The sequence below is a fragment of the Bosea sp. (in: a-proteobacteria) genome (assembly GCA_023910605.1).
GTDB lineage: Bacteria > Pseudomonadota > Alphaproteobacteria > Rhizobiales > Beijerinckiaceae > Allobosea.
Map to the genome: position 1 here is coordinate 1,619,360 of JAAVVV010000001.1, position 25,892 is coordinate 1,645,251.

Consider the following 25,892-nt stretch of genomic DNA (forward strand, 5'->3'; position numbering starts at 1 on the left):
GGGGCTCGGGCCTGCTTGTCGCAGCTGTGAGGCGATATCGTCAGGGGCAGAGCCGCGCACTGTACGACATGCAACTTGACACCCTTTAAGGTTGTAGGAATAATGTCCTTGACAGCGTCGCGCTGATCGGCTATCAATCCGGCACGCTCAAGAATTGTGACTGAGAGCCGCCACCGCCGAGACAGCGATGGCGGCTTTCGGCGTTCTGGAGCATGCACGGCAGGGAGCCCCTTGCCGTGGCGGACATGCGCCAGGTTTTCGGGTGTGTGGGGATCGTCATGAATCATCGAGTTGAGGTTGTGACCGAGGGCGCCGTGCGTGCGAGCCGGGTCGATCTGGTTGAGCGGCTCTGGCAGGCGGCCGAGGCCCAGATCAGGGCGCACGAGTTGCGCCTCAAGGGCCTTGCGCCGGGGGAAGCCGGCGCCGAGGCGCAGGCCAAGGCTCTGGCGACCCTGGCCCGCACCATCAAGGAGTTGATCGAGATGGATGCCGCCGCCATCGAAGTGGACCGTGCGCTGGAGGATGCGGACAATCCCCATGAACTCGACCCCGACAGCGCCCTTGCCGATCTCGCCAGCCTGCGCGCGGAGCTTGCGCGACGCCTGGAAGGACTTGAGCCCCGCCGGGCGGGAGACGGCGCTGGGGACGATGCCGCCGGCGCTGCTGAAGCTCTGGCTGAGGGACTGGGCCTTCTGGGCGCGCGATGACCAGCTGCCGCCCCCTGGCGCCTGGGCCGTCTGGCTCATGATCGGCGGGCGCGGCGCGGGCAAGACGCGCGCCGGCGCCGAATGGATCAGGAGCCTGGCGCTCGGCGCGCCCGGTGCGCAGCCGCTTGGCCGCCTCGCGCTGGTGGGCGAGACCTTCGCCGATGTGCGCGACGTGATGATCGAGGGCGTGTCCGGGGTGCTGGCTGCCCATGACGGCGCCGAGCGCCCGCTCTGGCGGCCCAGCAACCGCAGGCTCACCTGGCCAAACGGGGCGATCGGCCAGGTCTTCTCCGCGGAGGACCCGGAAAGCCTGCGCGGCCCGCAGTTCGAGGCGGCCTGGTGCGACGAGATCGGCAAGTGGCGCCACGCGGACGAGACCTGGGACCAGCTGCAGTTCGGCCTGAGGCTGGGCGCGCATCCCCGCCTGCTCGCCACCACGACGCCGCGCCCCACGGCGCTCATCCGCCGCCTGCTGGCCGATCCGGCCACGGCGGTGAGCCGGGCGCGGACGCGAGACAACGCCTTCAACCTTGCGCCCGACTTCATAGCGGCCATGACCCGCGCCTATGGCGGAACGCGCCTGGGCCGGCAGGAGCTTGACGGAGAGCTGATCGAGGAGCGGGCCGATGCGCTGTGGAGCCGGCCCATGATCGAGGCCCTGCGCATCCGCGCCTGCCCGCCGCTGGCCCGCATCTGCGTGGCGGTCGATCCGCCAGCCAGTTCCGGCCGACAGGCCGATGCCTGCGGCATGATCGTCGCGGGCATCTGCGCCGATGGCGTGGTGCATGTGCTCCATGACGGCACCCTGTCCCGCGCGCGGCCCCTTGAGTGGGCGGGGCGTGTGGCCGCGCTCTACCAGCGCTGGCAGGCGGACTGCATCGTGGTCGAAGTCAACCAGGGCGGCGAGATGGCCACCTCGGTGCTGCATCAGGCCGACGATACGCTGCCTGTGACCGCTGTAAGGGCCACGCGCGGCAAGTATCTGCGCGCCGAGCCGGTGGCGGCGCTCTATGCCCGCGGCCGCGTGCGCCATGTCGGCGCGCTGCCCGCGCTCGAGGACGAGATGTGCGATTTCGGCCCCGGCGGCCTCAGCTCGGGGCGCTCGCCTGACCGCCTCGACGCGCTGGTCTGGGCCGTGACGCATCTGGCGCTGGGGCCGCCGGCCAGGCCGCGCGTGCGGGGCCTGTGAGCAGAAGCTTGAAGTGAATTGCACTCTCTGTCATTGAACAACCGACGAGGTTGTGAGTTAATCCCATGTCAATCGAGAAGGCTGCATACTACTATGTTCTGCGTCGTCGCGCGCGGGAGCGTATCGTTGACTCGATTGAATCAAGTATTGATAAATCTAAAGGCGCCATGCAGTGGAGATCTGTACAGATTTCTTCTATAACAGATGAAGCTGTAAATTTTGCTCAGTTAGAATGGCGTAAATATTATTCGCCAGAAACACATGAGGGTTTTTCTCATAGTTGGGAACGCCTTTGGTATAAATTCAAGAATTGTCCCTCTCACTTCGATATGGCCGTATGGCAAGTTATAAATGGAAAAAGGCAACTGCAGGCCCTTGCGCTTGGTAAGCCAAATCGCAGCAAGAGCTATCTGTCTCTTAACTGGATCGAAAGATCGTTTGCCCCATCGTATCTCCAGGGTGCATTGGTTATGATTTTGGCATGCGCTGAGAGTCCGTTTGGAAAGTCAGGGATGAGCGTTTCTTCGGATAAGAAGGCCGCCCATGGCGACGTGGATCATGGCGGTTGAGACGTCGATGCGTTTTTCATAGTCGCGGACGAGGCGGCGCCAGCGCATCATCCATCCGAAGGTCCGCTCGACGACCCAGCGCCGGGGCAGAACATGGAAGCCCTTCTGCTGCTCGGAGCGCCGGATGATCTCGATGACGAAGTTGAGATAGGCGGCCTTGTCCATCAAGGTCAGGCGGTCGTAGGCGGCGTCGGCGAAGAGATGCTTCACCCAGGGCCAGCGCTTGCGGATGGCATCGAGGATGGCTTGCGCACCGGCGCTGTCGGAGATGTCGGCGGTCGTCAGATTGACCATCAAGAGCCGTCCGTCGGTATCGACCGCGATATGTCGCTTGCGGCCGCGTATCTTCTTGTTGGCGTCGTAACCCCTTGTTTTGGCTTGCGGAGCCTTGACCGACTGGCTGTCGATCACCGCCGCCGTGGGGCTTGCCTCGCGACCAACCCGCTCCCGGTCGAGCATCAGCTCGACATCGTGGATGGTCTGGAACAGGAAGCGCCGCGCCAGTTCGCGGAACCAGCCGTAAACCGTTCGCCAATGGCCGAAATGATGAGGCAGCATCCGCCAGCCGCAGCCCGAGCGCACCAGATAGCGCACGGCGTTGATCACCTCGCGGAAGTCCGTCTCCCGAGGCCGTCCCGTCCGTCCGGGTTTGGGCATCAAGGGCGCGATCCGGGCCCACTCCTCGTCCGTCAGGTCGCAGGGATAGCGCTTCGTCTTCTTGGCGATCTTGGCCATCCGGCCCCGGTTCTCATGTGTCCACATCCGTAATGTGAATCACATTCGCCAGCCCACCGAAACACCAATCGCCGACTTTCCAAACAGTCTCTGAGGAGTACGCGAAGCTCCTCAACTGCCGAGAGGTTCGCGTCAAGGATGCCGTTGACCCGAAAAAATATGCCCGGTACGGGTATAGCGACTTGATTGTACCGCAATCAAAGTCAAAATGGTTAGGAAAGGAGGTGTGAAATGACCGCGAGGATTCCTGCTGGTGCAGTTGAGGCCCCGGACACGTTGCTCGACGCTATGACCGCAGCTCATAAGCGTGCAGACGCATTTTACGCAAAGCCAAACCAGACCTTGATTGATCGCATGTCTGCCAAAGAATGGAACGATGCGCTTTTGAACGAACCATCTTTGGTTTCAGACCAAGAGGGCATGGATTGCGCTGACGGGTATGATGATTGCGAGGAAATGCACCACGCTGCATAGAAGCTAGCTGCGTTGATTAAAATTTTGAAAGCCCGCCTCTCCGGCGGGCTTTTCGTTTGAGGAAACCCCACACATGCCTAATCTCTTCTCCGGCTGGCTCTCGCGGGCGCGCGCTCCTGTGCCTGAAGCAAAGCGCTCGCGCACAGCGCCCCTGATCGCGTTGCAGCGCCATGGCCGGGCGCTGTGGACCCCGCGCGATTACGGCGCGCTGGCCCGCGAGGGCTACCAGACCAATGCCATCGTGCATCGCTGCGTGCGGCTTGTGGCGGAAAGCGCCGCCCAGCTTGCGCTCAGCGTGCGCGTCGATGGAGCAGAGGCCTCCGGCCATCCGCTGCAGGCTCTGCTGGTGCGGCCGAACCCGAACCAGGCCGCAGGCGCCTTCCTCGAGACGGTCTATGGCCACCTGCTCCTGTCGGGCAACGCCTATGTCGAGGCGGTCTCGCTCGATGCCGATGTGCGGGAGCTGCATGCGCTGCGCCCCGACCGGATGCGCGTAGTGCCCGGCCCCGATGGCTGGGCGGAGGCCCATGACTACACCGTGGGCGGCCAGACCGTGCGCTTCCGCCAGGATGGGGATGGCCTGCCGCCGATCCTGCACCTGACGCTGTTCCATCCACTCGATGATCACTACGGGCTGTCGCCGATGGAGGCGGCCGCCCGCGCGCTCGACACCCACAATGCTGCCGGCATGTGGAACAAGGCGCTGCTCGACAATGCGGCCCGCCCCTCCGGCGCGCTGGTCTATGCCGGGCCTGACGGCGCGACGCTGACGGATGCGCAGTTCGAGAGGTTGAAGGCCGAGCTTGAGGATGGCTTCCAGGGTTCGCGCAATGCCGGCAGGCCCCTCCTGCTGGAGGGCGGCCTCGACTGGAAGCCGCTATCGCTGAGCCCCAAGGACATGGATTTCATCGAGGCCAAGGCCGCCGCCGCCCGCGAGATCGCGCTCGCCTACGGCGTGCCGCCGCTGCTGCTCGGGCTGCCGGGGGACTCGACCCACGCCAACTATGCAGAAGCCAACCGCGCCCTCTGGCGGCAGACGGTGATCCCGCTCGTCAGGCGCACGCTGGGCTCGATGGCCGGCTGGCTGGAGACAGCCTATGGCGCGCGCATCGAAATCGAGCCCGACCTCGACGCGATCGAGGAACTGGCGGAGGACCGCGAGAAGCTCTGGCGCCGCGTGCTGGCGGCCGGGGACCTGCTGACCGAGGCCGAGAAACGTGAGGCGCTGGGATATCCGCCTGTCAAACCGACCACCGCCGGGGAGGCGAACGGCCATGGAGACTCTTCTCGAACGCTTCGCCGAGAATAGCGACATCGGCCACATCGCGCTTCTGTTCTGGGCCGTGGGCGCCTCGATGCTGCTTACGCGCACCTTGAAGCATCTGGCGGCGGCCAACCGCCGCTTCGACGAGTTCGTCAGGGAATTGGCGCGCTTCAACCAGCGCCACAAAAGCTGACGAGTCCGAGGCCCGGCGCCGCGCGCCACCCGCCCAAACCACAACGAGGGAGCTGACAAGATGACACCGGACCGCCCGCCGCAAGGCGGGCTTTTTCGTTTGAGCGGCCCCGTGCCGCCTGCCGAGCGCAAGGAGAATGAGCGCGCCGAAGCGCATGACGCCATCCGCCATTTCGTGCGCGTTCTGGAACGGCTCGACCGCGACGTGCAGCGCCTCGGGCTTTCGCCGCAGCGCAGCGCGCGCCCGCGCTCCGTTGCAGGCAGCGCCGAAGCGGCGCCAGGGCCGCGCCCATCAAGGGCGAAGCCGCGATGAGGAGCCCCCGTCAAGCCCATTTCGCAGTTCGGCCCTGGCTCGAGGCGAAGAGCCACCCGGAGCCCCGCATGCGGATCGATGCCGCCGGCCAGTTCGAGGGCTATGCCAGCCTTTTCGGCCTGCCCGACCTTGGCAAGGATGTCGTGGAGCCCGGCGCCTTCGCCCGCTCGCTGGCAAGGCGCGGACCCTCCGGCATCAGGCTGCTCTGGCAGCATGACCCCGGCCAGCCGATCGGCCGCTGGCTGCTGCTGCGCGAGGATGAGCGCGGCCTGTTCGTGCGGGGCCGGCTTTCCGATGGCGTGGCCCGCGCCCGGGAGACGCTGGCCCTGATGCGGGAGGGTGCGATCGACGGGCTGTCGATCGGATTCCGCACCGTCAAGGCCCGCACCGATCCGCGCACCGGCCATCGCCGGCTGCATGAAATCGACCTTTGGGAAATCTCCATCGTGACCTTCCCGCTTCTGCCTCAGGCGCGCGTCTCTGCGGTCAAGGCCGCGTGCCGCCCCTGTGCCGGGCCAGCCCACGCCTGAGCGTGGCAACCCGAACCCCTGTTGTGTCCCTCCACCAACCCTCAAGGAGCCTGCCCAATGGACAGCCTGTCCCAACCTGCCGCCGCCCCTGAAGCCAAGGCCCATCTGGGCGAGGCCGGCGAAGCCTATCGCGAGCTGAGGAACGCCTTCGAGGCCTTCCGCGAGACCAACGACCAGCGCCTGCACGAGATCGAGCAGCGCTCCAGCGCCGATGTCCTGCTCGACGAGAAGCTGGCGCGGATCGACGATGCGCTCGACGAGCACAAGCGACGCATGGACCGCCTCGCTCTGGGCAACCGCCGCCCTGCGCTGGATGGCGCGTCACGTCGCGACGAGGGCCGCTCCGCCGAGCGCAAGGCCAGCTTCGATGCCTATGTGCGGCGCGGAGAGGTGGCCGGGCCTGGCCTTGAGGGCAAGGCGCTGTCGGTCGGCTCCGGCCCCGATGGCGGCTTCGTCGCCCCGGCCGAGGTCGAGGGCGAGATCCTGCGACGGCTGGCGAACCTGTCGCCGATGCGCAGCCTCGCCACCGTCCGCTCGATTTCTGCGGGGACCTACCGCGCGGCCTTCTCAGTCACAGGCCCGGCATCGGGCTGGGTGGGGGAGACTGCGGCGCGGCCCGAGACGGCCTCGCAGCAGCTCTCCGAGCTCGTCTTTCCGGCCATGGAGCTTTACGCCATGCCCTCGGCCACGCAGTCCATTCTGGACGACGCGCTGGTGGATGTCGATGCCTGGGTTGCGGAAGAGGTGGAGACGGTATTCGCCGAGCAGGAAAGCGCCGCCTTCCTCACCGGAAACGGCACGACCCAGCCGCGCGGCGTGCTCACCGCGCCCGTGGTGGCGGATGCGAGCTGGAGCTGGGGCAACATCGGCGTCCTCAACACCGGCGCGGCCGGCGCCTTCTCGGGGTCCAATCCGTCTGATGTCCTGATCGATCTGGTTTACGCCTTGCGCACCGGCTACCGCCAGAACGGCGCCTTCCTCATGAACCGCCGCACGCAGAGCACGATCCGGCGCTTCCGCGACTCCGCCGGCAACTACATCTGGACGCCGCCGGCCGGCGTCGGCCAGCCCGCCACGCTGATGAACTTTCCCGTGGCCGAGGCCGAGGCGATGCCGGCCGTCGCCGCCAACTCCGTCTCGGTCCTGTTCGGCGACTTCCGGCGCGGCTACCTGATCGTGGACCGGGCAGGTGTGCGCATCCTGCGCGATCCGTATTCCGCCAAGCCGTATGTGCTGTTTTATACCACCAAGAGGGTGGGTGGCGGCATTCAGGACTTCGCCGCGATCAAGGGCCTGCGCTTCGCAGCCTGAGCCGCCTCAGCCGCCGCCCTGCTGCCGGACCGGCAATGTGTTCGGCAGCGGGGAGCGCAGGGGACGGCGCGCGCCTGCCTCGGGCGGCGCGGCGGGCCGGGCGGACGGCTCCTCCGGCATCTTTGCGAGCAGGTCGGCGCGGGAGTTGATCCAGTCCAGATGCGGGGCGACGGGGGTGATGGCGGTGTAGCCGCCGCATACCCTGCGCACCCTCTGGTTGGTCGGCCCGCTCGACCAGCTGACCACGCCGACGAGTTCGTTCGAGTCCGGCCCCCCGCGTGTGATGGGCCCGCCTGAATCGCCGCGGCAGGCGCCGGCTCCCGGTGCCTGCCCTAGGTTGTTCATGTCCACGGCCACCACGACGCTGTTGCTCGACGTGTAGGACCCGGCCGACATCAGCCGGCTCTGCCGAAGCGTCCGGGCTGTCTGCCGCCTGTCCTCCTGGCCAAGGCCGAATCCTGCGATGGTCAGGGGCTCGCCCGTGCCCAGCTCGCCGCCCATGGTTACGGGCTGTGTGCCCTGCGGCAGCGCCTCGGCCAGCCGCAGCAGCGCCAGATCCACGCCGGGCTGGGTGCTCGGCGTGCGGCCCGGCAGGAAGGTCTCGTGCGCCACGACATGCGTCACGCCGATGCTGCGCCGGCGCATCCCAGCGTCGAGCGCGACGATGCTGAAGCGTCCGTCCACGAGCACGCAATGGGCTGCGGTGAGGATGATGCGCGGGCTCAGCACCACGCCGGTGCAAAGCTCGCCCTTGCTGCTCTCCACCTTCACGGTCCAGCGGCGCGCCTGATCGGAGGCGCGCACCAGATCGCCGCCCACGATGGCGCTGGCGGGCTGCGGCAGCGCGCCGGCAAGCATGAGGGCGGCGCTGAAGGCCACAAAATGGGCGCCGGCCTTGCGGCCATGCCTGTGCTGCGTGATCCGGTTCATCGCCTTCATTTTGTTCCAGCGCCGCCGGCGCGTCCAGCGTCCCCGCGCCGCCCTGGTGAAAATGCCACCTCTCAGCGCCAGTTCGCGCTGCGAGACCAGCGCGCCAGGCTGACGTCGATCCACTCGCGCTGCGCGCCGAGCAGCGCGCCCTGGGTGAGATCGCCGCAGGACCTGCCGCCTGTGCCGACCGACCAGGTCATGATCGCAGCTACGCCGCCCTCGGAATCGATCATGGGCCCCCCTGAATCGCCCTGGCAACCGCCGGAGCCTGCGGGGCCACGCGCCCACAGCAGGATGCGGCTCGGCCCATAGGGCGTGGCCACGTCGAGCCGGACCGAGCGCCATGTGCCGGTGCTGGAGGCCACGCCCTCGCGGCCGAGCCCATAGCCTGCCACGGTCACGCGGCCCTCCGGCGCGGCGGCGCTCAGCGTCGCGGCCTCGAAGCGCCCGGGCAAGGGCGCGGGCAGCTTCACGAGCGCAAGGTCGATCGAGCGCTTGCGCTCCTTCACGGCATTGGCCCGGTAGCCCGGATGGCGCTGGACCGCCTGGGTTTCGAGCAGAACAGGCTGGCCCGTCTCGCGATAATGCACCCTGAGCTGGGCTCCCTGCGGCACGCAGTGCGCCGCCGTCAGGATGACGTCGGGCGCCACCACCACCCCGGTGCAGACGCCGCCCCGGTCATGCAGCACCATCACCGCCGACGCATCGAGCGGCCCGCCCGTCTGGCCGCCGACGATTCCCTGCGCCGTGCCGGCCCACCCCGCCAGCAGCAGCGCCGCGCCCAGGCGCAGGCCGAACCGCAACCGTGTTTTTGCCGAGGACATCATGAGCCCCATCCTGATCGCGCCACCTGCCGTCGAGCCCGTCTCGCTGGCCGACGCCAAGCTCTATCTCAGGATCGACGGTCCTGACGAGGATGAACTGCTGCGCGCGCTGATCACCGCTTCGCGCCTGCTGATCGAGGCGGCGAGCGGCCGGCTGATGATCGCGCAGACATGGCGTCTCGTGCTGGGCGCCTGGCCGGCAGGCGGCGCGCTCAGGCTGCCCTTTGCACCCGTCGCGTCGATCGCAGCCGCGCGCACCTTCGATGCGGTGGGAACGGCGACGCCCGTGCCGGCGGGGGTGCTGTCGCTGATGCCGAACACGGACCCGGCCGTGCTGCGGCTTGACGCATCGCCGCCAGAGCCCGGCCGCCGCCAGTCCGGCATCGAGATCGATCTGGTCTGCGGCTTCGGGCCGGCTGCGGCCGATGTGCCCGCGCCCCTGCGCCAGGCCATGCTGCGGCTCGTCGCGCGCTGGTTCGAGAACCGGGGCGACGATGCCCAGGGCACCGAGGCGCGTCTGCCTGCCGATGTCATGGCGCTGATCGCGCCCTATCGCCGCGCGAGGCTCTGAGCATGGCAAGGAACCGCAGTGCATCCCGGATCGGCTCGGCCCGCCGCCGCCTCACGCTCGAACAGCCTGTCCTCATCGCGGACGATGCGGGAGGCTGGGCCACCACGCACCAGCCGGTCGCGTTGGTCTGGGCGCAATTGCTCTGGCGCGGCGGGGAGGAGCGAAGGCTCGCCGGCCGGCCCGAACAGGCTGCCCGTCATGAGGTCAGCTTCCGCTGGCGAGCGGGCGTCACCGCCGGAATGCGCCTCATCGGAGCGGACATGACGCTCGGCATCGTTTCGGCGGGCGATCCCGACGGCACGCGCCGCCGCCTTGTCTGCCTCTGCGAGGAGATCAAGCCATGATGGATGCCGTGATCGCCCTTCGCCGGGTCATCCAGGCCCGCCTTGTAGCGGACGCGGAGCTGGGCGCGTTGCTTGGCGGCCCGCGCCTCTATGACGAGCCGCCGCGCGCCGCCTCCGGCCCCTACATCGTCCATGGCGATGTCGAGGCCCGGGACTGGTCGACCGGCACCGAGGAGGGCTGCGAGCAGGCCCTGTCCTTCGTCGTCTGGGCAGGCAGCGGTGGCGAGACGGCCGCTGCCCTCACGATCGCGGCGCGCCTTGCCGCCCTGCTGCACGACGCGCCGCTCAGTCCGGCCGGTCACCGGCTCGTGCAGATCCGCCAGACCGGCCTCGACCTCAAGCGCGACGCCCGCACCGGGCTTTCCAGCGCGACGGTGCGCCTGCGCTGCGTCACCGAACGCCTCTGACCCTCAGGAAAGGACAAAGCCATGACAGCCCAACGCGGCCGGGACCTGCTGCTGCGCCTCGAAAACACGCCCGGAACCTTCACCACCGTTGCTGGCCTGCGGGCGCGGCAAATCGCCTTCAACGCCGAGGCAGTGGACATCACCCATGCCGAATCGAGCGGCCGCTGGCGCGAATTGCTCGCCGGGGCCGGGATGCGTCGTGCAGCGATCTCGGGCGCGGGCGTGTTCCGCGACGAGGCGTCCCATGCGCTGGTGCGCCAGATATTCTTCGATGGCGACATTCGCGCCTGGCAGCTGGTGATCCCCGATTTCGGCCGCGTGCAGGGGCTGTTCCAGCTCTCCACGCTCGAATATCGCGGCGAACATGCGGCCGAGGTCACGTTTGAGCTTTCGCTCGATTCCGCCGGCGCGCTCACTTTCACGGCGATCTGAGCCATGGCGAACCGGCATCGCGGGGAAATCCCGCTCGAAATCGGCGGCCGACGCCTCAGCCTGCGCCTCACCCTTGGCGGCCTCGCCGAACTGGAGGACGCGATGGGCGCAGGCGATCTTGCCGGATTGGCGGAGCGCTTCGGCGCGGGCCGGCTCGGCGCGCGCGACATCATCGGCCTGTTGCGCATCGGCCTGCACGGCGCGGGCCATCAGTTGTCCGACGCCGACATCGCGGCACTTGGGCTTCAAGATGGCCTCGGGCCCGTGATCGGCGCCATCGCGGCCCTGCTGGTCGCGACCTTCGGGGATGAAGGCGAAGCCGCCGTCACCGCGGAGGCAGCAGGCGTGGCCGCTCGCAGGGACCCCTGCAACAACCCTTGATCGCCGCAGGTGGCCCATCGCGCGCTGGAAAGGCGCCGGCCTTCCCTTGGGCCGATGCGCTGGCGCTCGGCCTTGGCCACCTGCGGCTGCCCCCTGACACATTCTGGTCCCTGACCCCGCGCGAACTCGCCCTGATGGCGGGCGCAGGCCAGATCCGCCCTGCACCGCTCGATCGGGCCAGCCTGGAGGACCTGATCCGCCGGCATGGCTGATCGCCGCCCCCTTCGCCCGCCATCCACCGCAACCTTGACAGGACATGCCCCATGACCCCTGACGACGCCCCGGCCGCAGAGGATGCAACCCAGCCGCTCCTTGTGCAGGCCAATCTGCTGCGTGAACTGCGCGTGAGCGCCACCACCCTGGGCAACACCCTGTCCAGCGCCTTCGCCAGGGGCGCGACGGAGGGGCGGCGCTTCGAGGATGTGCTGCGCAGCATCGGTCTGCGCCTGTCGCAGTCGCTCCTCAAATCCGCCTTCAAGCCGCTCGAACAGGGCGTCTCCGGCCTGCTGTCCGAGGGCTTGCAGTCGGTTCCAGGCGGGCTCGGCGGCTCTGGTGGCGGCGTCGGCCCGCCCATGCAGCTCATGGGTTCGGTCAGGCCCTTCGCCAATGGCGGGGTGATCGGCCAGCCTACCTATTTCGGAATGGGCCGCAATCTGGGGCTGATGGGCGAGGCGGGCGCCGAGGCCATCCTGCCCCTGTCGCGCGGCCCCGACGGCAAGCTCGGCGTCAGCGCCGCGGGGCAGGGCGCAGCGCCGGCCAGCATCACCGTGAACATCGCCGCCGCCGATCTCGAAAGCTTCCGCCGCTCGGAAGGCCAGATTTCCGCCGCCATGGCCCGCGCCGTCTCGCGCGGCCGCCGCACGCTCTGACAAGGGGGCTTCATGAGCTTCGCTGATTTTCACGAGGTGCGTTTTCCGATCGAGATATCCCGCGGCGCGCGGGGTGGGCCGGCGCGTCGCACCGACATCGTCACGCTTGCCTCGGGCCGCGAGCATCGCAATGCGCGCTGGCAGCATTCGCGGCGGCGCTTCGATGCGGGCTACGGCGTGAGGACGCTTGCCGCCCTGGCGGAGGTCGTCGCCTTCTTCGAGGAGCGGCGCGGGCGCCTCATCGGCTTCCGCTGGCGCGATCCGCTCGACTGGACCAGCGCTCCAGGCAATGCGCCGCCGACGGCGCTCGATCAGCCGATCGGGCAGGGCGATGGCGTCCGCACCGCATTCCAGCTGGTCAAGCGCTATGGCGGGGCCCATGCGCCCTATGAGCGCCCCATCGTGAAGCCCGTGGCCGGTACGGTGCGGCTTGCCGTCGGAGATGCGCCGCTTGCGTCCTCGGCCTTTGCGGTCGATGCCGCGAGCGGCGTCGTCACGCTTGCGGCGCCGCCGCCGGCCGGCGCGGCGTTGCTCGCCGGCTTCGAGTTCGACGTGCCGGTGCGCTTCGACATTGATGAGCTCGATGTGGAGCTCAGCGCGTTCGACGCGGGCGCCATCCCCAGCATTCCTCTGGTCGAACTGGTGCTCTGACCATGCGCGCCGTCCATCCCGGCCTTGCCGCCCATCTCGCGGGCGCCGTCACCACGCTCGCCCGCTGCTGGACCCTCAACCGCGCCGACGGCGTGGTGATGGGCTTCACCGATCACGACCGCGATCTCGTCATTGATGGCGTGGTCCACAAGGCCCGATCCGGCCTCGAAGCCAGCGAGGCGCAGAGCGAACTGGGCTTTGCGGTTGCCAGCCTCGATGTGGCCGGCGTGCTTCATTCAGCCGGCATCACCGAGGCCGACATCTCGCGCGGGCTTTATGACGATGCCGAGGTCGCCATTCACATCGTGGACTGGAGCGAGCCGGCGACCGGCAGCGGCTCGACGTCCTGACGATCGGCGAGATCACCCGCGGCGACACGGGCTTCACCGCCGAGTTGCGGGGCGCGGGCCACCGCCATGACGAGGAGCGCGGCCGGCTCTACGCCATGCGCTGCGGCGCCGATCTGGGAGATGCGCGCTGCACGGTGGCGGTCGATCCCCTTGCCGCGACCATCGCCGCCACCGATGGCCGCGGCTGGATCGCTGTCGCAGGCCTCGCGGCGGTTCCGGCCGGCCGCTTCACCGGCGGACGGCTCGCCGTGCTCGGCGGCGCGAATGCCGGCCACGCCGTCGAGATCAGGCGGCATCACCTTGACGACGGGCTCCACCGCATCGAGCTCTGGCTCGACGCGCCGCGCCCGATGGCAATCGGCGATGCGGTCAGCCTTTCGCCGGGCTGCGACAAGAGCTTCGCCACATGCCGCGATCGCTTCGGCAACAGCGTCAACTTCCAGGGCTTTCCGCACATTCCGGGCAGCGACTTCCTGTTTCAGGTGGCCACCGAGGATGGCGGGCAGGCCTTCGATGGCGGGAGCCTCTTCCGGTGAGGGGCCGCAAGGACATCGTGGCCGCGGCGCGTGGCTGGATCGGCACGCCCTACAGCCACCAGGCATCGCTGCGCGGCGTCGGCTGCGATTGCCTCGGGCTTTTGCGTGGCGTCTGGCGCGAGCGCTATGGTTCCGAGCCCGAAGACCTGCCGCCTTACGCGCCGGATTGGGCAGAGAGCCTGCCCGCAGAGGACGCTTTGGCGGGGACGGGGCGGGCAGAGCCGCTGCTCGCTGCTGCGGCGCGTCACCTCCTGCGGGTGGAGATCGAGCAGCTTATGCCCGGCGACGTGCTCGCCTTTCGCTGGCGCGCCTACCTGCCGGCCAAGCACCTCGCCATCCTGAGCGCCCCGGGACTGATGATCCACGCCCATGACGGCGCGTCGGTCTGCGAGGCGCCCTTCGGCCCCTGGTGGCAACGGCACCTCGCAGCAGCCTTCCGCTTTCCGGAGATCACGCCATGACCACGCTCGTGTTGCAGGCCGCCGGCTCGGCCATCGGCTCCTATTTCGGCGGGCCCATCGGCGGCATGATCGGCCGGGCCGCCGGCGCCGTGGCCGGGGCCGCCATCGACAATGCGCTGTTCGCCGGCAAGCCCAGGCTCGTCGAAGGCCCAAGGCTGCGCGAGATGGACGGGCTCAGCGCCAGCGAGGGCGGCCCGATCCAGCGCCTTTATGGCCGTGCGCGGATTGGTGGCCAGCTGATCTGGGCCACGCGCTTCGAGGAACAGGTCGTCACCGCCACGCGCAAGGCCTCGGGCGGCAAGAGCCTGTCCGGCCAGCGGCAGCGCGAAACCAGCTTCAGCTATTTCGCCAACCTCGCGATCGGCCTGTGCGACGGGCCGATCAGCTTCGTGCGGCGCGTCTGGGCTGATGGCCGCGAGGTCGATCTCACCCGGCTGACCATGCGCGTCTATCGAGGCGATGGCGTCCAGCAGCCCGACGCGCTGATTCTCGCCAAGGAAGGCGCTGGCAACGCGCCGGCCTATCGCGGCACGGCCTATGTCGTGTTCGAGCGGCTCCCGCTCGCGGATTATGGCAACCGCGTGCCGCAGTTCTCCTTCGAGGTGGTGCGCGCGCTGCCGGGCGCGGGGGATCTCATCCGCTCCGTGAATCTCATCCCCGGCTCCAGCGAGTTCGCCTATCAGGTGGGCCGCGTGACAAGGCCTCTCGGCCTCGGCGGCTCCCAGCCCGAGAACCGCCATCAACTGGCTGCCGACAGCGATGTCATGGCTTCGCTCGACCAGCTTCAGGCCCTGTGCCCGAACCTGACGGGAGTGCAGGTGATCATCAGCTGGTTCGGCGACGACCTGCGCGTCGGCTCCTGCACTGTGGCGCCGCGCATCGACAATGCCGTCAAGACGACAACCGGCGCCACCTGGCGCGTGGCGGGGCAGACCCGCGCCAGCGCCCGGCTCGTCACGCAGGTGGAGGGGCGCGCGGCCTATGGCGGCACGCCGAGTGACGAAAGCGTGCTCTCGCTGATCGCCGAGCTCAAGCGCAGGGGCCTCAAGGTCACGCTCTATCCCTTCATCATGATGGATGTCGGACCCGGAAACGCGCTGCCTGCGCCGGGTGGCGCGGCATCGCAACCCGCCTTTCCCTGGCGCGGGCGCATCACCTGCGCGCCTGCGCCGGGGCTGGCGGGCTCGCCCGACGGCACGGCGGCCGCAACGGCGCAGCTTGCAGCCTTTGTCGGCACGGTCGGGCCGTCCGACCTCTCCGTGCTCAACGGGGCCATCGCCTGCGCCCGGCCCGACGAGTGGAGCTTCCGCCGCCATATCCTGCACTATGCGCGCCTTGCGGGGCAGGCCGGCGGGGTGGATGGCTTCGTCATCGGCTCGGAGATGGTGGGGCTCAGCCGCGTCAGGTCTGGTGCCGGCGCCTATCCCTTCGTGTCCGCCCTCATGGCGATCGCCGCCGATGCGCGGACCATGCTCGGCCCCGCCACGCGCATCACCTATGCGGCGGACTGGACCGAGTATGGCGCCCATGTGCGCGATGGCGGCCAGGAGGTGCGTTTTCCGCTCGATCCGCTCTGGGCCTCGAGCGCCATCAGCGCGGTGGGGATCGACTACTATCCGCCGGTCACGGACTGGCGCGATGGCCCCGATCATCTGGATGCCGGCTCCGCCCGGTCGGTGCATGACCTTGACCATCTCGCCGCGCGGCAGCGCTCGGGTGAGGCCTTCGACTGGTTCTATGCCGATGGCGCCGCCCGCGCCGCGCAGCTCCGCACGCCGATCACCGACGGCGCTCATGGCAAGCCCTGGGTGTTCCGGCCCAAGGATCTGGCCGGCTGGTGGCTGAGCCCGCACCGCGAGCGGGTCGGCGGCGTGGAGCTGGCGGGGGCAACGCCTTGGGTTCCCGGCTCCAAGCCGATCTGGCTCACGGAAATCGGCTGTCCGGCCGTGGACAAGGGCGCGAATGCGCCGAACGTCTTTCCCGATCCGCGCTCCTCGGAGGGCGCGGTTCCCTTCTTCTCGACCGGGGAGCGCGACGACCTGATGCAGCTGCGGGCGCTTGCGGCGCAGATCGCGGCACTCACCCCCGGCTCGGCCATGTTCGATCCTCAGGCCAATCCGCTGTCTGCGAACAAAGCGTCGCGGATGATCGATCCCGCCGACATCGCCGTCTGGGCCTGGGATGCGCGGCCGTTTCCTGCCTTCCCCATGCTTGGGGAGGTGTGGAGCGATGGCGGAAACTGGCGCACCGGGCACTGGCTCAATGGCCGGCTGGAGGCAGCCCCGCTTGATGCGCTGATCGCTGCGATCCTCGCCGATTTCGGCCTCGAACCTGCTGCCAGGCTGGAGATGGATCACATCGTCGAGGGCTATGTCGTCGATCGCCCCATGGCGGCGCGGGAGGCGATCGAGCCGCTGGCGCGGCTTTTCGGGCTCGATGCCGCCTTCAGCGAAGGCCGGCTTGTCATCCGGGGGCGCGGCGGCCGCAATCCCATCATGGTCACTCCGCAGGCTCTGGTCCCGGATAAGGAAGGCCGGCCCTTCATCCTGCGCCGCGCGCAGGAGTCGGAGCTGCCACGCGAGCTGCGCGTCGGGTTCATTGACGGCGCCTGGGAGTACCGGCGCGCGACGAGCCGCTCGCGCCGGCTGGCGGGAGCGGCTCGTCGCGAGCTGTCCATCGAGGCGGCGATCGTCACGGCGCGGCCCGAGGCGGACCGGCTGGCCGAGATGCGGCTGAGGGAGGCCTGGGTCGGGCGCGAAACCCTGAGCCTTTCGCTCTCGCCGCGCGAGCTGCGCCTTGAGCCCGGCGACATGATCTCGCTTTCAGTTGATGGCGCGCAGCGCCTGTTCCACATCGTCGAGATCGCCGATGGGGCGGTGCGGCGCGTCACCGCGCTGAGCGCCGAGCGCTCGCCTGCGCCGCCTGTTGCCCCGCCGGCCGAGCCCCCACGCCGCATCGCAGCGCCGGCCCTGCCGGGCAAGCCCTTCGCCGTGGTGCTCGAACTCACTGCCATTCGTGAGCCGCCGGTGCTGCAATACATGGCCGCCCATGCCGCGCCCTGGCCGGGTGGGCTCGACCTGCTGCGCTCTGCCGATGGCGTGAGCTTCGCCACGGTCGGGCGCATCTCCCGCCCGGCGCTGATGGGACGGCTCGTTGCGCCGCTCCCGCCTGGCCTGTTCTGGCGCTGGGACCTGACGGCATCCTGCGAGGTCGAGATCGAGGCTGGACAACTTCAGTCCGTCTCCGATCGCGCTGCGCTGGCCGGCGCCAACAGCTTCGCGGTTCAGGGCGCCGATGGCCGATGGGAGGTTCTGGCGGCGGCCTCGGTCACACTGGTCGGCCCGCGGCGCTATCGCCTCGCCCGGCTGCTGCGTGGTCTTGGCGGCACGGAGGACGTCGCGCGGACGTCCGCACCGGCCGGCGCACTGCTGGTCGCGCTCGACGAGGCGCTGGTTCCGCTGGTGAGCGGGCTTGGCGATCTCGGCCGCGCCCTGCGCCACAGGCTCGTGCCAGCCGGGCTCGATGCCGCCGATCCGGCCGTGCTGGAGCTTGAGACCGTTGCCACCGGCCATGCCCTGCGCCCACTCTCGCCCGTGCATCTGAGGGCGCGCCGTACGGCGTCGGGCATCCTCATCGGCTGGACGCGCCGCACCCGGCTCGACGGCGACAACTGGGAGCTGGCCGAAGTCCCGCTCGGCGAGAGCTCCGAGCGCTACGACGTCACCATCCATGGCGGTGGTGTGCCGCTGCGGCGTCTCACCTGCAGCGCGCCGCAAGCGCTCTATGAAGCCGGTTGGGAAACGGCCGATTTCGGAGCGCCCCAGGCCACGCTCGACATTGCGGTCGCGCAGCTCAGCGAGGCTGTTGGCCTGGGCCATGTCCGGCGCAGCCTCGTCGTCGTGGCGTGAGCCGCTGCATGATCCGCAAACCGCAACAGGAGGCCCCATGGCGCGCGAAACCTATCCGCAGGCACTGAGCCTGATCTTCCGGCATGAAGGCGGCTATGCCGATCACCCGCTCGATCCGGGCGGCGCGACCAATATGGGCATCACCCGCGCCACGCTGGCGCAGCATCGCGGCCGGCCTGTTTCGAAAGCGGAGCTGATGGCGCTCGATCGTGCCGAGGCCGGTCGGATCTATCGCGCCCGCTACTGGGACGCGATCAACGCCGACAGGCTCCCAGGTGGACTCGATCTCGCCATCTTCGACGCTGCCGTCAATTCAGGCCCCGGCCGCGCCGCCCGCTGGCTGCAGCGCGAGCTCTTGGTCCGGGAAGATGGCGTGATCGGCCCGGTGACGCTCGCCGCAGCCCGCGCGCGGCCGGTCGCCGGGCTGATCCGCGCCTATTCGAGCCGGCGCCTGGGCTTCCTCGAGCGTCTGCCGACCTGGACCGCCTTCGGCCGTGGCTGGCGACGCCGCGTGACCGAAACCGAAGCCGCCGCCCTGGCCCTGGCCGGACAAGGCGCGGCGGACATGCCTCCTCTCCGGCCGAAGGACGAAACGCCCATGACCGACACGAAAAACCTCATGGCCTCGCGCACGCTGTGGTCCAACCTCATCGGCCTTGGCGCCATCATGCTGTCCCTTGCAGGGGGGCACACCAGCGCGGCGGACACGGCCCGCCTTGCCGAGGCGGTGCCGCAGGTGGTGGCGGGCCTCAGCTTCATCGCCTCCACCATCTTCCGCATTGGCGCGACCAAGCGCATCGCGAGCATGTGAACGTCGGCGGCGTGCCATTGCGGTGGCCGCCGCCTATTCATGATGAGTTCAGGCGTTCAACCCTAGTCGTCTCGCATGCATCCGTTCCACCTCACATGTGCCGTCTCGGTCGCGCTCGCCGCAAGCGCGGCTGCGCCCTTGCGGGCGCAGAATGCCTGCCTGACAGGCGAGGAACTGCGCGCGGCCGTCAACGCCGGCCATGCCGTGCCAGCCATCGAGGCGACGCGCGCCGCGCGCGGCGCCCAGGCCGGCGAGGTGGTGCGCGTCCGGCTCTGCCACCAGGATGAGCGGCTGGTCTACCGCGTCACCCTGCTACAGCGCGACGGCCGCGTCGGCCACGTGACGGTTGACGGCAGCTCGGGCAAGGTCGCAGAGGTGCGCTGACGCGCATTGTCCGCGCGTGGGAGGGGATGGCCGTGCGACTTCTCGTGGTCGAGGATGACAAGGATCTCAACAGGCAGGTCGTGACGGCGCTGGAGCAGGCCGGTTACGCCGTCGATCGCGCCTTCGATGGCGAGGATGGCGGCTATCTGGGCGAGACCGAGCCTTACGACGCCGTGGTGCTGGACCTCGGCCTGCCCATGGTCGATGGCGTGAGCGTGCTGCAGCAGTGGCGCCGCGCCGGCAAGACGATGCCGGTGCTGATCCTCACCGCCCGCGACCGATGGAGCGACAAGGTCGCCGCCTTCGATGCCGGCGCGGATGATTACGTGGTCAAGCCCTTCCATGTGGAGGAGTTGCTGGCGCGTCTGCGGGCGCTGCTGCGCCGCGCGGCCGGCCACGCCACAAGCGAGATCGTCTGCGGTCCGGTCCGCGTGGACACCCGCGCCAGCCGTGTCCTGGTCGATGGCCAGCCGGTGAAGCTCACCTCCCATGAATACCGGCTGCTGGCCTACCTGATGCATCATCAGGGCCGCGTGGTGTCGCGCGGCGAGCTGGTCGAGCATCTCTACGATCAGGATTTCGACCGCGACTCCAACACGATCGAGGTTTTCGTCGGCCGCCTGCGCAAGAAGCTCGGCGTCGATGTCATCCAGACCATTCGTGGCCTCGGCTATGTGCTCGCGGCTCCCGGCACGCGCTGAGCGGCCCCGTGCGGGGCAGGCCGGCGGCTGGCGTGAGGGATCGTGACGATGCGCTTGCCCGGCAGCCTCGCCAAATCATCGCTATCGGGCCGGCTCATCAGCCTGGCGGCCCTGTGGTCGTTCATCATCCTCCTCGTCGCGGGCCTCATCCTGTCGACGCTGCAGCGCCAGGTCACCGAGCGCGGCTTCGACGAGCGCCTCGGCGTCTATGTCAAGGAGATCGTGGCCGACCTCGCCGCGCCCATAGACAATGACCGTCGCCAGATCGGGGATCTGGGCGAGCCGCGCTTCGACCTGCCCATGTCGGGCTGGTACTGGCAGGTGATGCGCACCGATGGCGATCGGCCCGTCATCCGCGCATCCCGTTCGCTGGTGGGCGGGCAACTGCCCAAGCTCGAGGATCTCGGCGCCGAGGTCGCCCGCGGCGCGCGGCAGGGCTACATCATCGGGCCTGACGAGCGCCGCCTGCGGCAGTTCGAGCGCAGCATCGATGCCGGCGAGGATGGCCGCTACATCATCGCCGTGGCGGCGCCCGCCGATGAGTTCGTCGATGACATCCGGGATTTCCGCATCGCGCTGAGCATCACCTTCGGCCTGCTGTTCATGGCGCTCATCGCCTCCACCCTGTTCCAGGTCAGGCTTGGCCTCGCGCCGCTGGCGCGGCTGCGCCAGTCGGTGGGGGAGGTGAGGACCGGCGCCGCCAGCCGCATCGACGGGGCCTACCCCCCTGACATCCAGCCGCTGGCAGGTGAGCTCAATCAGCTGATCGAGTCCAACCGCGAGATTCTCGACCGCGCCCGCACCCATGTCGGCAATCTTGCCCATGCGCTGAAGACGCCGCTGAGCGTCATCGTCAACGAGGCTGATTCGCACCCCGGCGTGCTTGCGGCGAAGGTCAGCGAACAGGCGATGCTTATGCGCGACCAGGTGAGCTATTATCTCGATCGCGCCCGCGCCGCGGCCCTCTCGGGCGTGCTGGGCGGCGACTGCGACGTGACGCCGCCGGTGGATGCGCTGATCCGCACCTTCGAGAAGATCTACCGGCACAAGGGCGTGACCGTGACCATCCATGTCGAGCGAGCCCTGCGCTTCCGGGGCGAGAAGCAGGATCTTGAGGAGATGCTGGGCAACCTGCTGGACAACGCCTTCAAGTGGGCCGACGACGAGGTGTCGCTGTCGGTGGAGCGTGTCGTGGGCGCAGGGCGCGGCATGCTCCGCTTTATGGTCGAGGATAACGGCCCCGGCCTCACCGAAAGCGAGCGCATCGATGTCTTGAAGCGCGGCCGTCGCCTTGATGAATCCATGCCCGGCTCGGGGCTTGGCCTGTCCATCGTGGTGGATCTGGCCAAGCTCTACACGGGCAATCTCACGCTCGAGGAGGCGCCAAGCGGCGGCTTGCGTTGCGTGCTGTTGCTGCCGGCCGTTTGAACTGCCGCGCCACTCGTGCAACGGTATCAGATCATTGTTGTTTCTCCGGACTTCCCGATGCGTCTTTCCATCCTTGCCGTCTGCCTTGCCGTCTGTGCAGCGCTGGCTGGCTGCATGCCGGCCGCCGCTCCCGTCGCCTCGGCGCCGACCGCTCCCGCCGGCCCGCCCCCTGTCACGGGCTGGCTCGCCGGCCCTGTGGGCCAACTGCTCGACGCGCCGGATCGCGAGCGTGCCTTCGCAGCCCAGCTCAGCGCCGCCGAGACGGGCCAGCGCGCCTCATGGCGCAGCGCGAGAGGCCATTTCGGCTTCGTCGAGCCGGGCCCGGAGAAGCAGGGAGCCAGCGGGCCGTGCCGCAGCTTCAGCCACGCGATCTACATCGACGGCCGCGCCCAGCGCGGCGAGGGTTCGGCCTGCCGCACGTCCAGCGGCGCCTGGATGTTGGCGGATTGATTGCGATCATGGCGTCAGGGAGCCGCGCGTGACGGTTTGTCGCCAGCGCAGATGATGAAGCGCCGGCTGTTTCAAGGTAGAGACGACGCATGCTGATCTGGATCATCATCGCCGGGATTACAGGCGCTGCGGTCATCGCGGCGATGATGCCGCTCGCACGCCGCTCCGCCCGCCCCATCGGGGCTGCCGACGCTCATGCCATGTACGAGGCGCAGATGGGCGACATCGCCCGTGACCTCGATCGCGGGCTGATCTCCGAGGCCGACGCCGAGCTGGCGAGGGCCGAGGTCGCCCGGCGCCTCATCCGCGCCGAGTCTGAAACCGACGCTGTGGCCAGCGCGGTAAGCGAGGTCACCTATCGCCGCCGCCGCGCCGCTTCGGCCATCATCCTCTCCACCATTCCGCTTGTGGCGTTGTCGCTCTATGGCGTGAAGGGCTCGCCGCATCTGGAAGCGCGGCCCCTCGCGGCGCGCCTGTCCACCGATCCGGGCCAGATGGACCTCGCCGTGGCCCTGACGCGCGTCGAGAACCATCTGCAACTCAATCCGACCGATGGCCGGGGATGGGAGATCCTCGCGCCGATTTACCTCCGCGCCGGCCGCTATGACGACGCCGCGCGTGCATACGCCAACGCCGCCATCCACCTCGGCCCCACCATGGAGCGCATGGTCGACGTGGGCGAGGCCCGCGCGCTGGCGGCCGGGGGCGTGGTGACCGCCGATGCACGCGCCGCCTTCGAGGAGGCCCGCAAGCTCGCGCCGCTCAATCCCAAGGGGCGCTTCTATCTCGCCATCGCGCGCGAGCAGGACGGCGACAAGGCCGACGCCATCGCCGATCTCAAGGCATTGCTGGCCACCGCGCCGCCTGGCGCCGACTGGGCCGGCGTCGTCAACGAGCGCATCGCCCGCATGGAGGGCGCGCCAGCCGTGCCCGCCGGCGGCGAAAGCATAGCGGCGCTGGCTCCGGCCGAGCGCGCCGCCGCCATCCGCGGCATGGTGGAAGGCCTTGCCACGCGCCTCGCCGCGCAGGGCGGCTCTGCCGAGGAATGGTCGCGCCTGATCCGGGCGCGTGCCGTTATGGGCGAGCGGCCTCTGGCCGAGGCAGCCCTCGCAAGGGCGCGCGCCGCCCTGGGCTCCGATCCAGCCGGCCTCGCCGCCGTGGAGGCCGCCGCCCGCGAGAGCGGCCTGTCGCCGCCGCCGCAATGAGAGCGCTCCCGATGAGAGACCGAGCATGACCCGCAAGCAGCGCAGGCTCACCATCATCGCATCCTGTGGCGCCGTGCTGGCGCTGGCGGCCGGGCTCGTGCTCTTCGCCATGCGCGACAACATCGTGTTCTTCCACGGGCCCACCGATGTGCTGGATAAGGCCGTGTCGCCGGGAACCCGCTTCCGCCTGGGTGGGCTGGTCAAGGAAGGCTCTGTGCTGCGCGAGGGCCAGACCATCTCCTTCAATGTCACTGACCGCAACCGTGAGGTGCGCGTCACCTACACCGGCATCCTGCCCGATCTGTTCCGCGAGGGGCAGGGCGTCGTGACCGAGGGCGTGCTGCAGGCAGGCGGCCTGTTCAAGGCCGACAGCGTGCTGGCCCGCCACGATGAAAACTACATGCCGCGGGAGGTCGCCGACTCGCTGAAGAAGCAGGGTCACTGGCAGCCGCCGGCAGCGAAACCGCAGTCCTGAGGCGCACGCACGATGCTTGTCGAGATCGCCCATTTCACACTGGCCATGGCGCTGGCGTTGTCGCTCGTGCAGATGGTGATCCCCATCTGGGGCGTGCGCCACAATGACATGGCGCTGGCGCGGGTCGGGGAGCCGGCCGCGATCGGGGTGTTCGTCCTGCTCCTCTTCGCCTTCGGCGTGCTGATGCATGCCTATGCGGTCTCGGACTTCTCCGTCCAGAACGTGGCGGAGAACTCACACTCGGCCAAGCCATTCATCTACAAGCTGACCGGCACCTGGGGCAATCACGAGGGCTCCATGCTGCTCTGGGTGCTGATCATGTCGCTGTTCGGCGCTCTGGTGGCCATCGCCCGCAAGTCCCTGCCGGAGCGGCTACGCGCTGGCACGCTTGCCGCGCAGGCTTCGGTCACGGTCGCTTTCCTTCTCTTCATCCTGTTGACGTCGAACCCCTTCAACAGGCTCGATCCCGCTCCCCCGGAGGGCAATGACCTCAACCCCCTCCTGCAGGATCTCGGTCTCGCGATCCACCCGCCGCTGCTCTACATTGGCTATGTCGGCTTCTCCATCACCTATGCCTTCGCAATCGCGGCGCTGATCGACGGGCGCATCGACGCGGTCTGGGCGCGCGCTGTCCGTCCATGGACGCTTGCAGCCTGGCTCTTCCTCACGCTCGGCATCTCCATGGGCTCCTACTGGGCCTATTACGAGCTGGGCTGGGGCGGCTGGTGGTTCTGGGATCCGGTCGAGAACGCCTCCCTCATGCCCTGGCTGGCAGGCACAGCGCTGATCCATTCCACCATCGTGATGGAGAAGCGCGACTCGCTGAAGGTCTGGACCATCCTGCTGGCGATCCTGACCTTCTCGCTGTCGCTGCTCGGCACCTTCCTCGTGCGTTCGGGCGTGCTCACTTCGGTGCACACCTTCGCCACAGACCCCTCGCGTGGGCTGTTCATCCTCATCATCCTGATGATCTTCATCGGCGGCTCGCTGGCGCTCTTCGCCTGGCGTGCGCCGCTTCTGAAGCAGGGCGGGTTGTTCGCCCCCGTCAGCCGCGAGGGCGCGCTCGTCGTCAACAACCTGTTCCTGGCGGCCGCTTGCGGCGCCGTCTTCATCGGCACGCTCTATCCTCTGGCGCTCGAGGGCCTCACCGGGGCCAAGATCTCGGTTGGCCCGCCCTTCTTCAACGCCACATTCCTGCCGCTTCTCGTGCCGCTGCTGCTCCTGCTGCCTTTCGGCCAGTCCATGGCCTGGAAGCGCGGCGACCTGCTCGGCACGGCGCAGCGCCTCGCCACATCCATCATCATCGGCGTGGTGATGACGGTCATGGTCTTCGCCGCCACCTATGGCGGGCCCGTGGCTGCACCGCTCGGGATCGGCCTCGGGGTCTTTCTTGTGACGAGCGCGATCTGGGATCTGGGCGAGCGCGTCATCGGCCGCGCCTCGGGCGCCAGGGCCATCTGGTCGCGCGCCGTGGGACTGCCGCGTTCCGCCTATGGCTCGGCCATGGCCCATGCAGGCGTCGGCGTCACCGTCATCGGCATCGCCGCGACGGCCTGGGCCACCGAGGACATCGCCATCATGAAGCCGGGCGACCGACTGGCCAATGGCAACACCGCCATCATCCTGCAGCAGACCTTCCCGCGCACCGGCGCCAACTTCCGCGAGCTGGTGGGACGCTTCACCGTGGAGATCAACGGCCAGCCGCACGGCGTTGTCGAATCAACCAAGCGCACCTTCATCACGCGCAACAACATGCAGACCACCGAGGCTGGCATCCGCACCTTCGGCGTCAGCCAGGTCTATGTCAGTCTTGGCGAGGTCCAGCCTGACGGTTCGGTGGGCGTAAGGCTCTATCTCAAGCCCTTCATGCTTCTGATCTGGATCGGCTCCATCATCATGGCGCTGGGCGGCGTGATCTCCATGACTGACCGGCGCTTCCGCGTTGCCGCCCCGGCCAAGGCGCGCAGTCCCCGGCCGGGGGCCGGCTCGCGCGGCGGCCCTGCGCCACAACCTGCGGAGTGAGGCCCATGCTGCGCATCCTCGCACTGGTCGGACTCATGTTGGCCAGCCTGCCAGCCGCAGCGGTGACGCCGCAGGAAAGGCTCGCCGATCCGGCGCTGGAGCAGCGCGCGCGGCAGGTTTCGGCCGGCCTTCGCTGCCTCGTCTGCCAGAACCAGTCCATCGACGACTCGGAAGCGCCGCTCGCGCGCGATCTGCGCGTCCTCGTGCGCGACCGCATCAAGGCGGGAGACAGCAACACCGAGGTCACGAGCTTCGTCGTGGCGCGTTACGGCGAATATGTGCTGTTGCGTCCGCCCTTCGGCCTGCACACCGCGCTCCTCTGGGCAGGGCCGGCCCTGCTGTTCATGGCCGGCGCCTTCGGGCTCTGGCGGATGCGCCGTCGCCACACCGGCCATGTCGGCGATGCGTTGAGCGACGCCGAGCGGCTGGAGCTGGCACGCATCCTGGAGAAGCGCTGACTTCGGCGCT

Annotated in this window: 31 protein-coding genes and 1 pseudogene; 29 read left to right on the plus strand and 3 right to left on the minus strand. The window is 68.9% G+C overall.

The window, feature by feature from the left end:
- The first annotated feature begins 278 nt into the window (after window positions 1-278).
- From HEQ16_07850 to HEQ16_07860, 3 genes are all read left to right on the plus strand, one after another.
- Complete coding sequence (locus tag HEQ16_07850; GenBank protein MCO4053954.1) at window positions 279-707, plus strand: hypothetical protein; 429 nt, start codon at window positions 279-281, stop codon at window positions 705-707.
- The gene (locus HEQ16_07855) at window positions 649-1,896 is read left to right on the plus strand and encodes a DNA-packaging protein (GenBank protein MCO4053955.1); all 1,248 of its coding nucleotides are present in this window, start codon (window positions 649-651) and stop codon (window positions 1,894-1,896) included. Before HEQ16_07850 ends, HEQ16_07855 begins: the two co-directional genes overlap by 59 nt.
- 65 nt (window positions 1,897-1,961) lie before the next feature.
- Window positions 1,962-2,465 (plus strand): hypothetical protein, encoded by a 504-nt coding sequence (locus tag HEQ16_07860; protein ID MCO4053956.1) that lies wholly within the window; start codon window positions 1,962-1,964, stop codon window positions 2,463-2,465.
- On the opposite strand, the gene HEQ16_07865 is transcribed toward HEQ16_07860, so the two are convergent.
- A complete protein-coding gene (locus tag HEQ16_07865; protein ID MCO4053957.1) occupies window positions 2,403-3,227 on the minus strand; it encodes an IS5 family transposase in 825 nt (274 codons plus the stop codon). The genes HEQ16_07860 and HEQ16_07865 overlap by 63 nt on opposite strands.
- Window positions 3,228-3,431: 204 nt before the next feature.
- Here HEQ16_07865 and HEQ16_07870 point away from each other — a divergent pair, with 204 nt between their 5' ends.
- The 6 genes from HEQ16_07870 (at window position 3,432) to HEQ16_07895 (ending at window position 7,284) form a co-directional block, all read left to right on the plus strand.
- Window positions 3,432-3,674 (plus strand): hypothetical protein, encoded by a 243-nt coding sequence (locus tag HEQ16_07870; protein MCO4053958.1) that lies wholly within the window; start codon window positions 3,432-3,434, stop codon window positions 3,672-3,674.
- Between the two features lie 73 nt (window positions 3,675-3,747).
- Window positions 3,748-4,983 (plus strand): phage portal protein, encoded by a 1,236-nt coding sequence (locus HEQ16_07875; GenBank protein MCO4053959.1) that lies wholly within the window; start codon window positions 3,748-3,750, stop codon window positions 4,981-4,983.
- Window positions 4,949-5,131 carry a hypothetical protein gene (locus HEQ16_07880; GenBank protein MCO4053960.1) on the plus strand — a complete coding sequence of 61 codons (183 nt, stop codon included), beginning with the start codon at window positions 4,949-4,951 and terminating at the stop codon, window positions 5,129-5,131. Before HEQ16_07875 ends, HEQ16_07880 begins: the two co-directional genes overlap by 35 nt.
- A 60-nt stretch (window positions 5,132-5,191) precedes the next feature.
- A complete protein-coding gene (locus HEQ16_07885; protein MCO4053961.1) occupies window positions 5,192-5,443 on the plus strand; it encodes a hypothetical protein in 252 nt (83 codons plus the stop codon).
- Window positions 5,444-5,511: 68 nt separating this feature from the next.
- Window positions 5,512-5,973, plus strand: coding sequence for an HK97 family phage prohead protease (locus tag HEQ16_07890; GenBank protein MCO4053962.1), 462 nt, complete (start codon window positions 5,512-5,514; stop codon window positions 5,971-5,973).
- A gap of 57 nt (window positions 5,974-6,030) precedes the next feature.
- Window positions 6,031-7,284: a phage major capsid protein gene (locus HEQ16_07895; protein ID MCO4053963.1), complete on the plus strand. Its 1,254-nt coding sequence runs from the start codon at window positions 6,031-6,033 to the stop codon at window positions 7,282-7,284.
- Window positions 7,285-7,290: 6 nt separating this feature from the next.
- On the opposite strand, the gene HEQ16_07900 is transcribed toward HEQ16_07895, so the two are convergent.
- Together HEQ16_07900 and HEQ16_07905 are read right to left on the minus strand one after the other, a co-directional pair.
- Complete coding sequence (locus HEQ16_07900; protein ID MCO4053964.1) at window positions 7,291-8,214, minus strand: S1 family peptidase; 924 nt, start codon at window positions 8,212-8,214, stop codon at window positions 7,291-7,293.
- A gap of 71 nt (window positions 8,215-8,285) precedes the next feature.
- Window positions 8,286-9,041 carry a S1 family peptidase gene (locus HEQ16_07905; GenBank protein ID MCO4053965.1) on the minus strand — a complete coding sequence of 252 codons (756 nt, stop codon included), beginning with the start codon at window positions 9,039-9,041 and terminating at the stop codon, window positions 8,286-8,288.
- Between HEQ16_07905 and HEQ16_07910 the strand changes: the two genes are divergently transcribed.
- The 20 genes and pseudogenes from HEQ16_07910 (at window position 9,040) to HEQ16_08005 (ending at window position 25,882) form a co-directional block, all read left to right on the plus strand.
- Window positions 9,040-9,609 (plus strand): hypothetical protein, encoded by a 570-nt coding sequence (locus tag HEQ16_07910; protein ID MCO4053966.1) that lies wholly within the window; start codon window positions 9,040-9,042, stop codon window positions 9,607-9,609. The genes HEQ16_07905 and HEQ16_07910 overlap by 2 nt on opposite strands.
- A 2-nt stretch (window positions 9,610-9,611) precedes the next feature.
- Window positions 9,612-9,953 (plus strand): phage head closure protein, encoded by a 342-nt coding sequence (locus HEQ16_07915; GenBank protein MCO4053967.1) that lies wholly within the window; start codon window positions 9,612-9,614, stop codon window positions 9,951-9,953.
- Window positions 9,950-10,360, plus strand: coding sequence for a DUF3168 domain-containing protein (locus HEQ16_07920; GenBank protein ID MCO4053968.1), 411 nt, complete (start codon window positions 9,950-9,952; stop codon window positions 10,358-10,360). Before HEQ16_07915 ends, HEQ16_07920 begins: the two co-directional genes overlap by 4 nt.
- A 21-nt stretch (window positions 10,361-10,381) precedes the next feature.
- Window positions 10,382-10,792 (plus strand): phage major tail protein, TP901-1 family, encoded by a 411-nt coding sequence (locus tag HEQ16_07925; GenBank protein MCO4053969.1) that lies wholly within the window; start codon window positions 10,382-10,384, stop codon window positions 10,790-10,792.
- Window positions 10,793-10,795: 3 nt separating this feature from the next.
- Window positions 10,796-11,173 (plus strand): gene transfer agent family protein, encoded by a 378-nt coding sequence (locus HEQ16_07930; GenBank protein ID MCO4053970.1) that lies wholly within the window; start codon window positions 10,796-10,798, stop codon window positions 11,171-11,173.
- The gene (locus HEQ16_07935) at window positions 11,173-11,385 is read left to right on the plus strand and encodes a phage tail assembly chaperone (protein MCO4053971.1); all 213 of its coding nucleotides are present in this window, start codon (window positions 11,173-11,175) and stop codon (window positions 11,383-11,385) included. Before HEQ16_07930 ends, HEQ16_07935 begins: the two co-directional genes overlap by 1 nt.
- A 51-nt stretch (window positions 11,386-11,436) precedes the next feature.
- Window positions 11,437-12,042 (plus strand): phage tail tape measure protein, encoded by a 606-nt coding sequence (locus HEQ16_07940; protein ID MCO4053972.1) that lies wholly within the window; start codon window positions 11,437-11,439, stop codon window positions 12,040-12,042.
- Window positions 12,043-12,054: 12 nt separating this feature from the next.
- Window positions 12,055-12,693, plus strand: a complete 639-nt coding sequence (locus tag HEQ16_07945) for a DUF2460 domain-containing protein (protein ID MCO4053973.1) — start codon at window positions 12,055-12,057, stop codon at window positions 12,691-12,693.
- A gap of 2 nt (window positions 12,694-12,695) precedes the next feature.
- Window positions 12,696-13,579, plus strand: a pseudogene (locus tag HEQ16_07950) (DUF2163 domain-containing protein).
- Window positions 13,576-14,040 carry a peptidase P60 gene (locus HEQ16_07955; GenBank protein ID MCO4053974.1) on the plus strand — a complete coding sequence of 155 codons (465 nt, stop codon included), beginning with the start codon at window positions 13,576-13,578 and terminating at the stop codon, window positions 14,038-14,040. The pseudogene HEQ16_07950 and the gene HEQ16_07955 overlap by 4 nt, the downstream one beginning before the upstream one ends.
- A complete protein-coding gene (locus HEQ16_07960; protein MCO4053975.1) occupies window positions 14,037-17,948 on the plus strand; it encodes a hypothetical protein in 3,912 nt (1,303 codons plus the stop codon). The genes HEQ16_07955 and HEQ16_07960 overlap by 4 nt, the downstream gene beginning before the upstream one ends.
- 37 nt (window positions 17,949-17,985) lie before the next feature.
- Window positions 17,986-18,759 (plus strand): glycoside hydrolase family 108 protein, encoded by a 774-nt coding sequence (locus HEQ16_07965; GenBank protein MCO4053976.1) that lies wholly within the window; start codon window positions 17,986-17,988, stop codon window positions 18,757-18,759.
- Window positions 18,760-18,834: 75 nt separating this feature from the next.
- Window positions 18,835-19,143, plus strand: coding sequence for a hypothetical protein (locus tag HEQ16_07970; GenBank protein ID MCO4053977.1), 309 nt, complete (start codon window positions 18,835-18,837; stop codon window positions 19,141-19,143).
- A gap of 32 nt (window positions 19,144-19,175) precedes the next feature.
- Complete coding sequence (locus HEQ16_07975; protein MCO4053978.1) at window positions 19,176-19,844, plus strand: response regulator transcription factor; 669 nt, start codon at window positions 19,176-19,178, stop codon at window positions 19,842-19,844.
- Window positions 19,845-19,892: 48 nt separating this feature from the next.
- Window positions 19,893-21,272: a sensor histidine kinase gene (locus HEQ16_07980; GenBank protein ID MCO4053979.1), complete on the plus strand. Its 1,380-nt coding sequence runs from the start codon at window positions 19,893-19,895 to the stop codon at window positions 21,270-21,272.
- A gap of 57 nt (window positions 21,273-21,329) precedes the next feature.
- On the plus strand, window positions 21,330-21,722 hold the full coding sequence (locus tag HEQ16_07985) for a hypothetical protein (GenBank protein ID MCO4053980.1): 393 nt from the start codon (window positions 21,330-21,332) through the stop codon (window positions 21,720-21,722).
- Window positions 21,723-21,811: 89 nt separating this feature from the next.
- Complete coding sequence (gene ccmI / locus HEQ16_07990) at window positions 21,812-22,927, plus strand: c-type cytochrome biogenesis protein CcmI (protein MCO4053981.1); 1,116 nt, start codon at window positions 21,812-21,814, stop codon at window positions 22,925-22,927.
- Window positions 22,928-22,952: 25 nt separating this feature from the next.
- Entirely contained in the window at window positions 22,953-23,402 is a 450-nt protein-coding gene (gene ccmE, locus HEQ16_07995) for a cytochrome c maturation protein CcmE (GenBank protein MCO4053982.1), read from the plus strand.
- Window positions 23,403-23,414: 12 nt separating this feature from the next.
- The gene (locus tag HEQ16_08000) at window positions 23,415-25,424 is read left to right on the plus strand and encodes a heme lyase CcmF/NrfE family subunit (GenBank protein ID MCO4053983.1); all 2,010 of its coding nucleotides are present in this window, start codon (window positions 23,415-23,417) and stop codon (window positions 25,422-25,424) included.
- A gap of 5 nt (window positions 25,425-25,429) precedes the next feature.
- The gene (locus tag HEQ16_08005) at window positions 25,430-25,882 is read left to right on the plus strand and encodes a cytochrome c-type biogenesis protein CcmH (protein MCO4053984.1); all 453 of its coding nucleotides are present in this window, start codon (window positions 25,430-25,432) and stop codon (window positions 25,880-25,882) included.
- Window positions 25,883-25,892 lie beyond the last annotated feature (10 nt).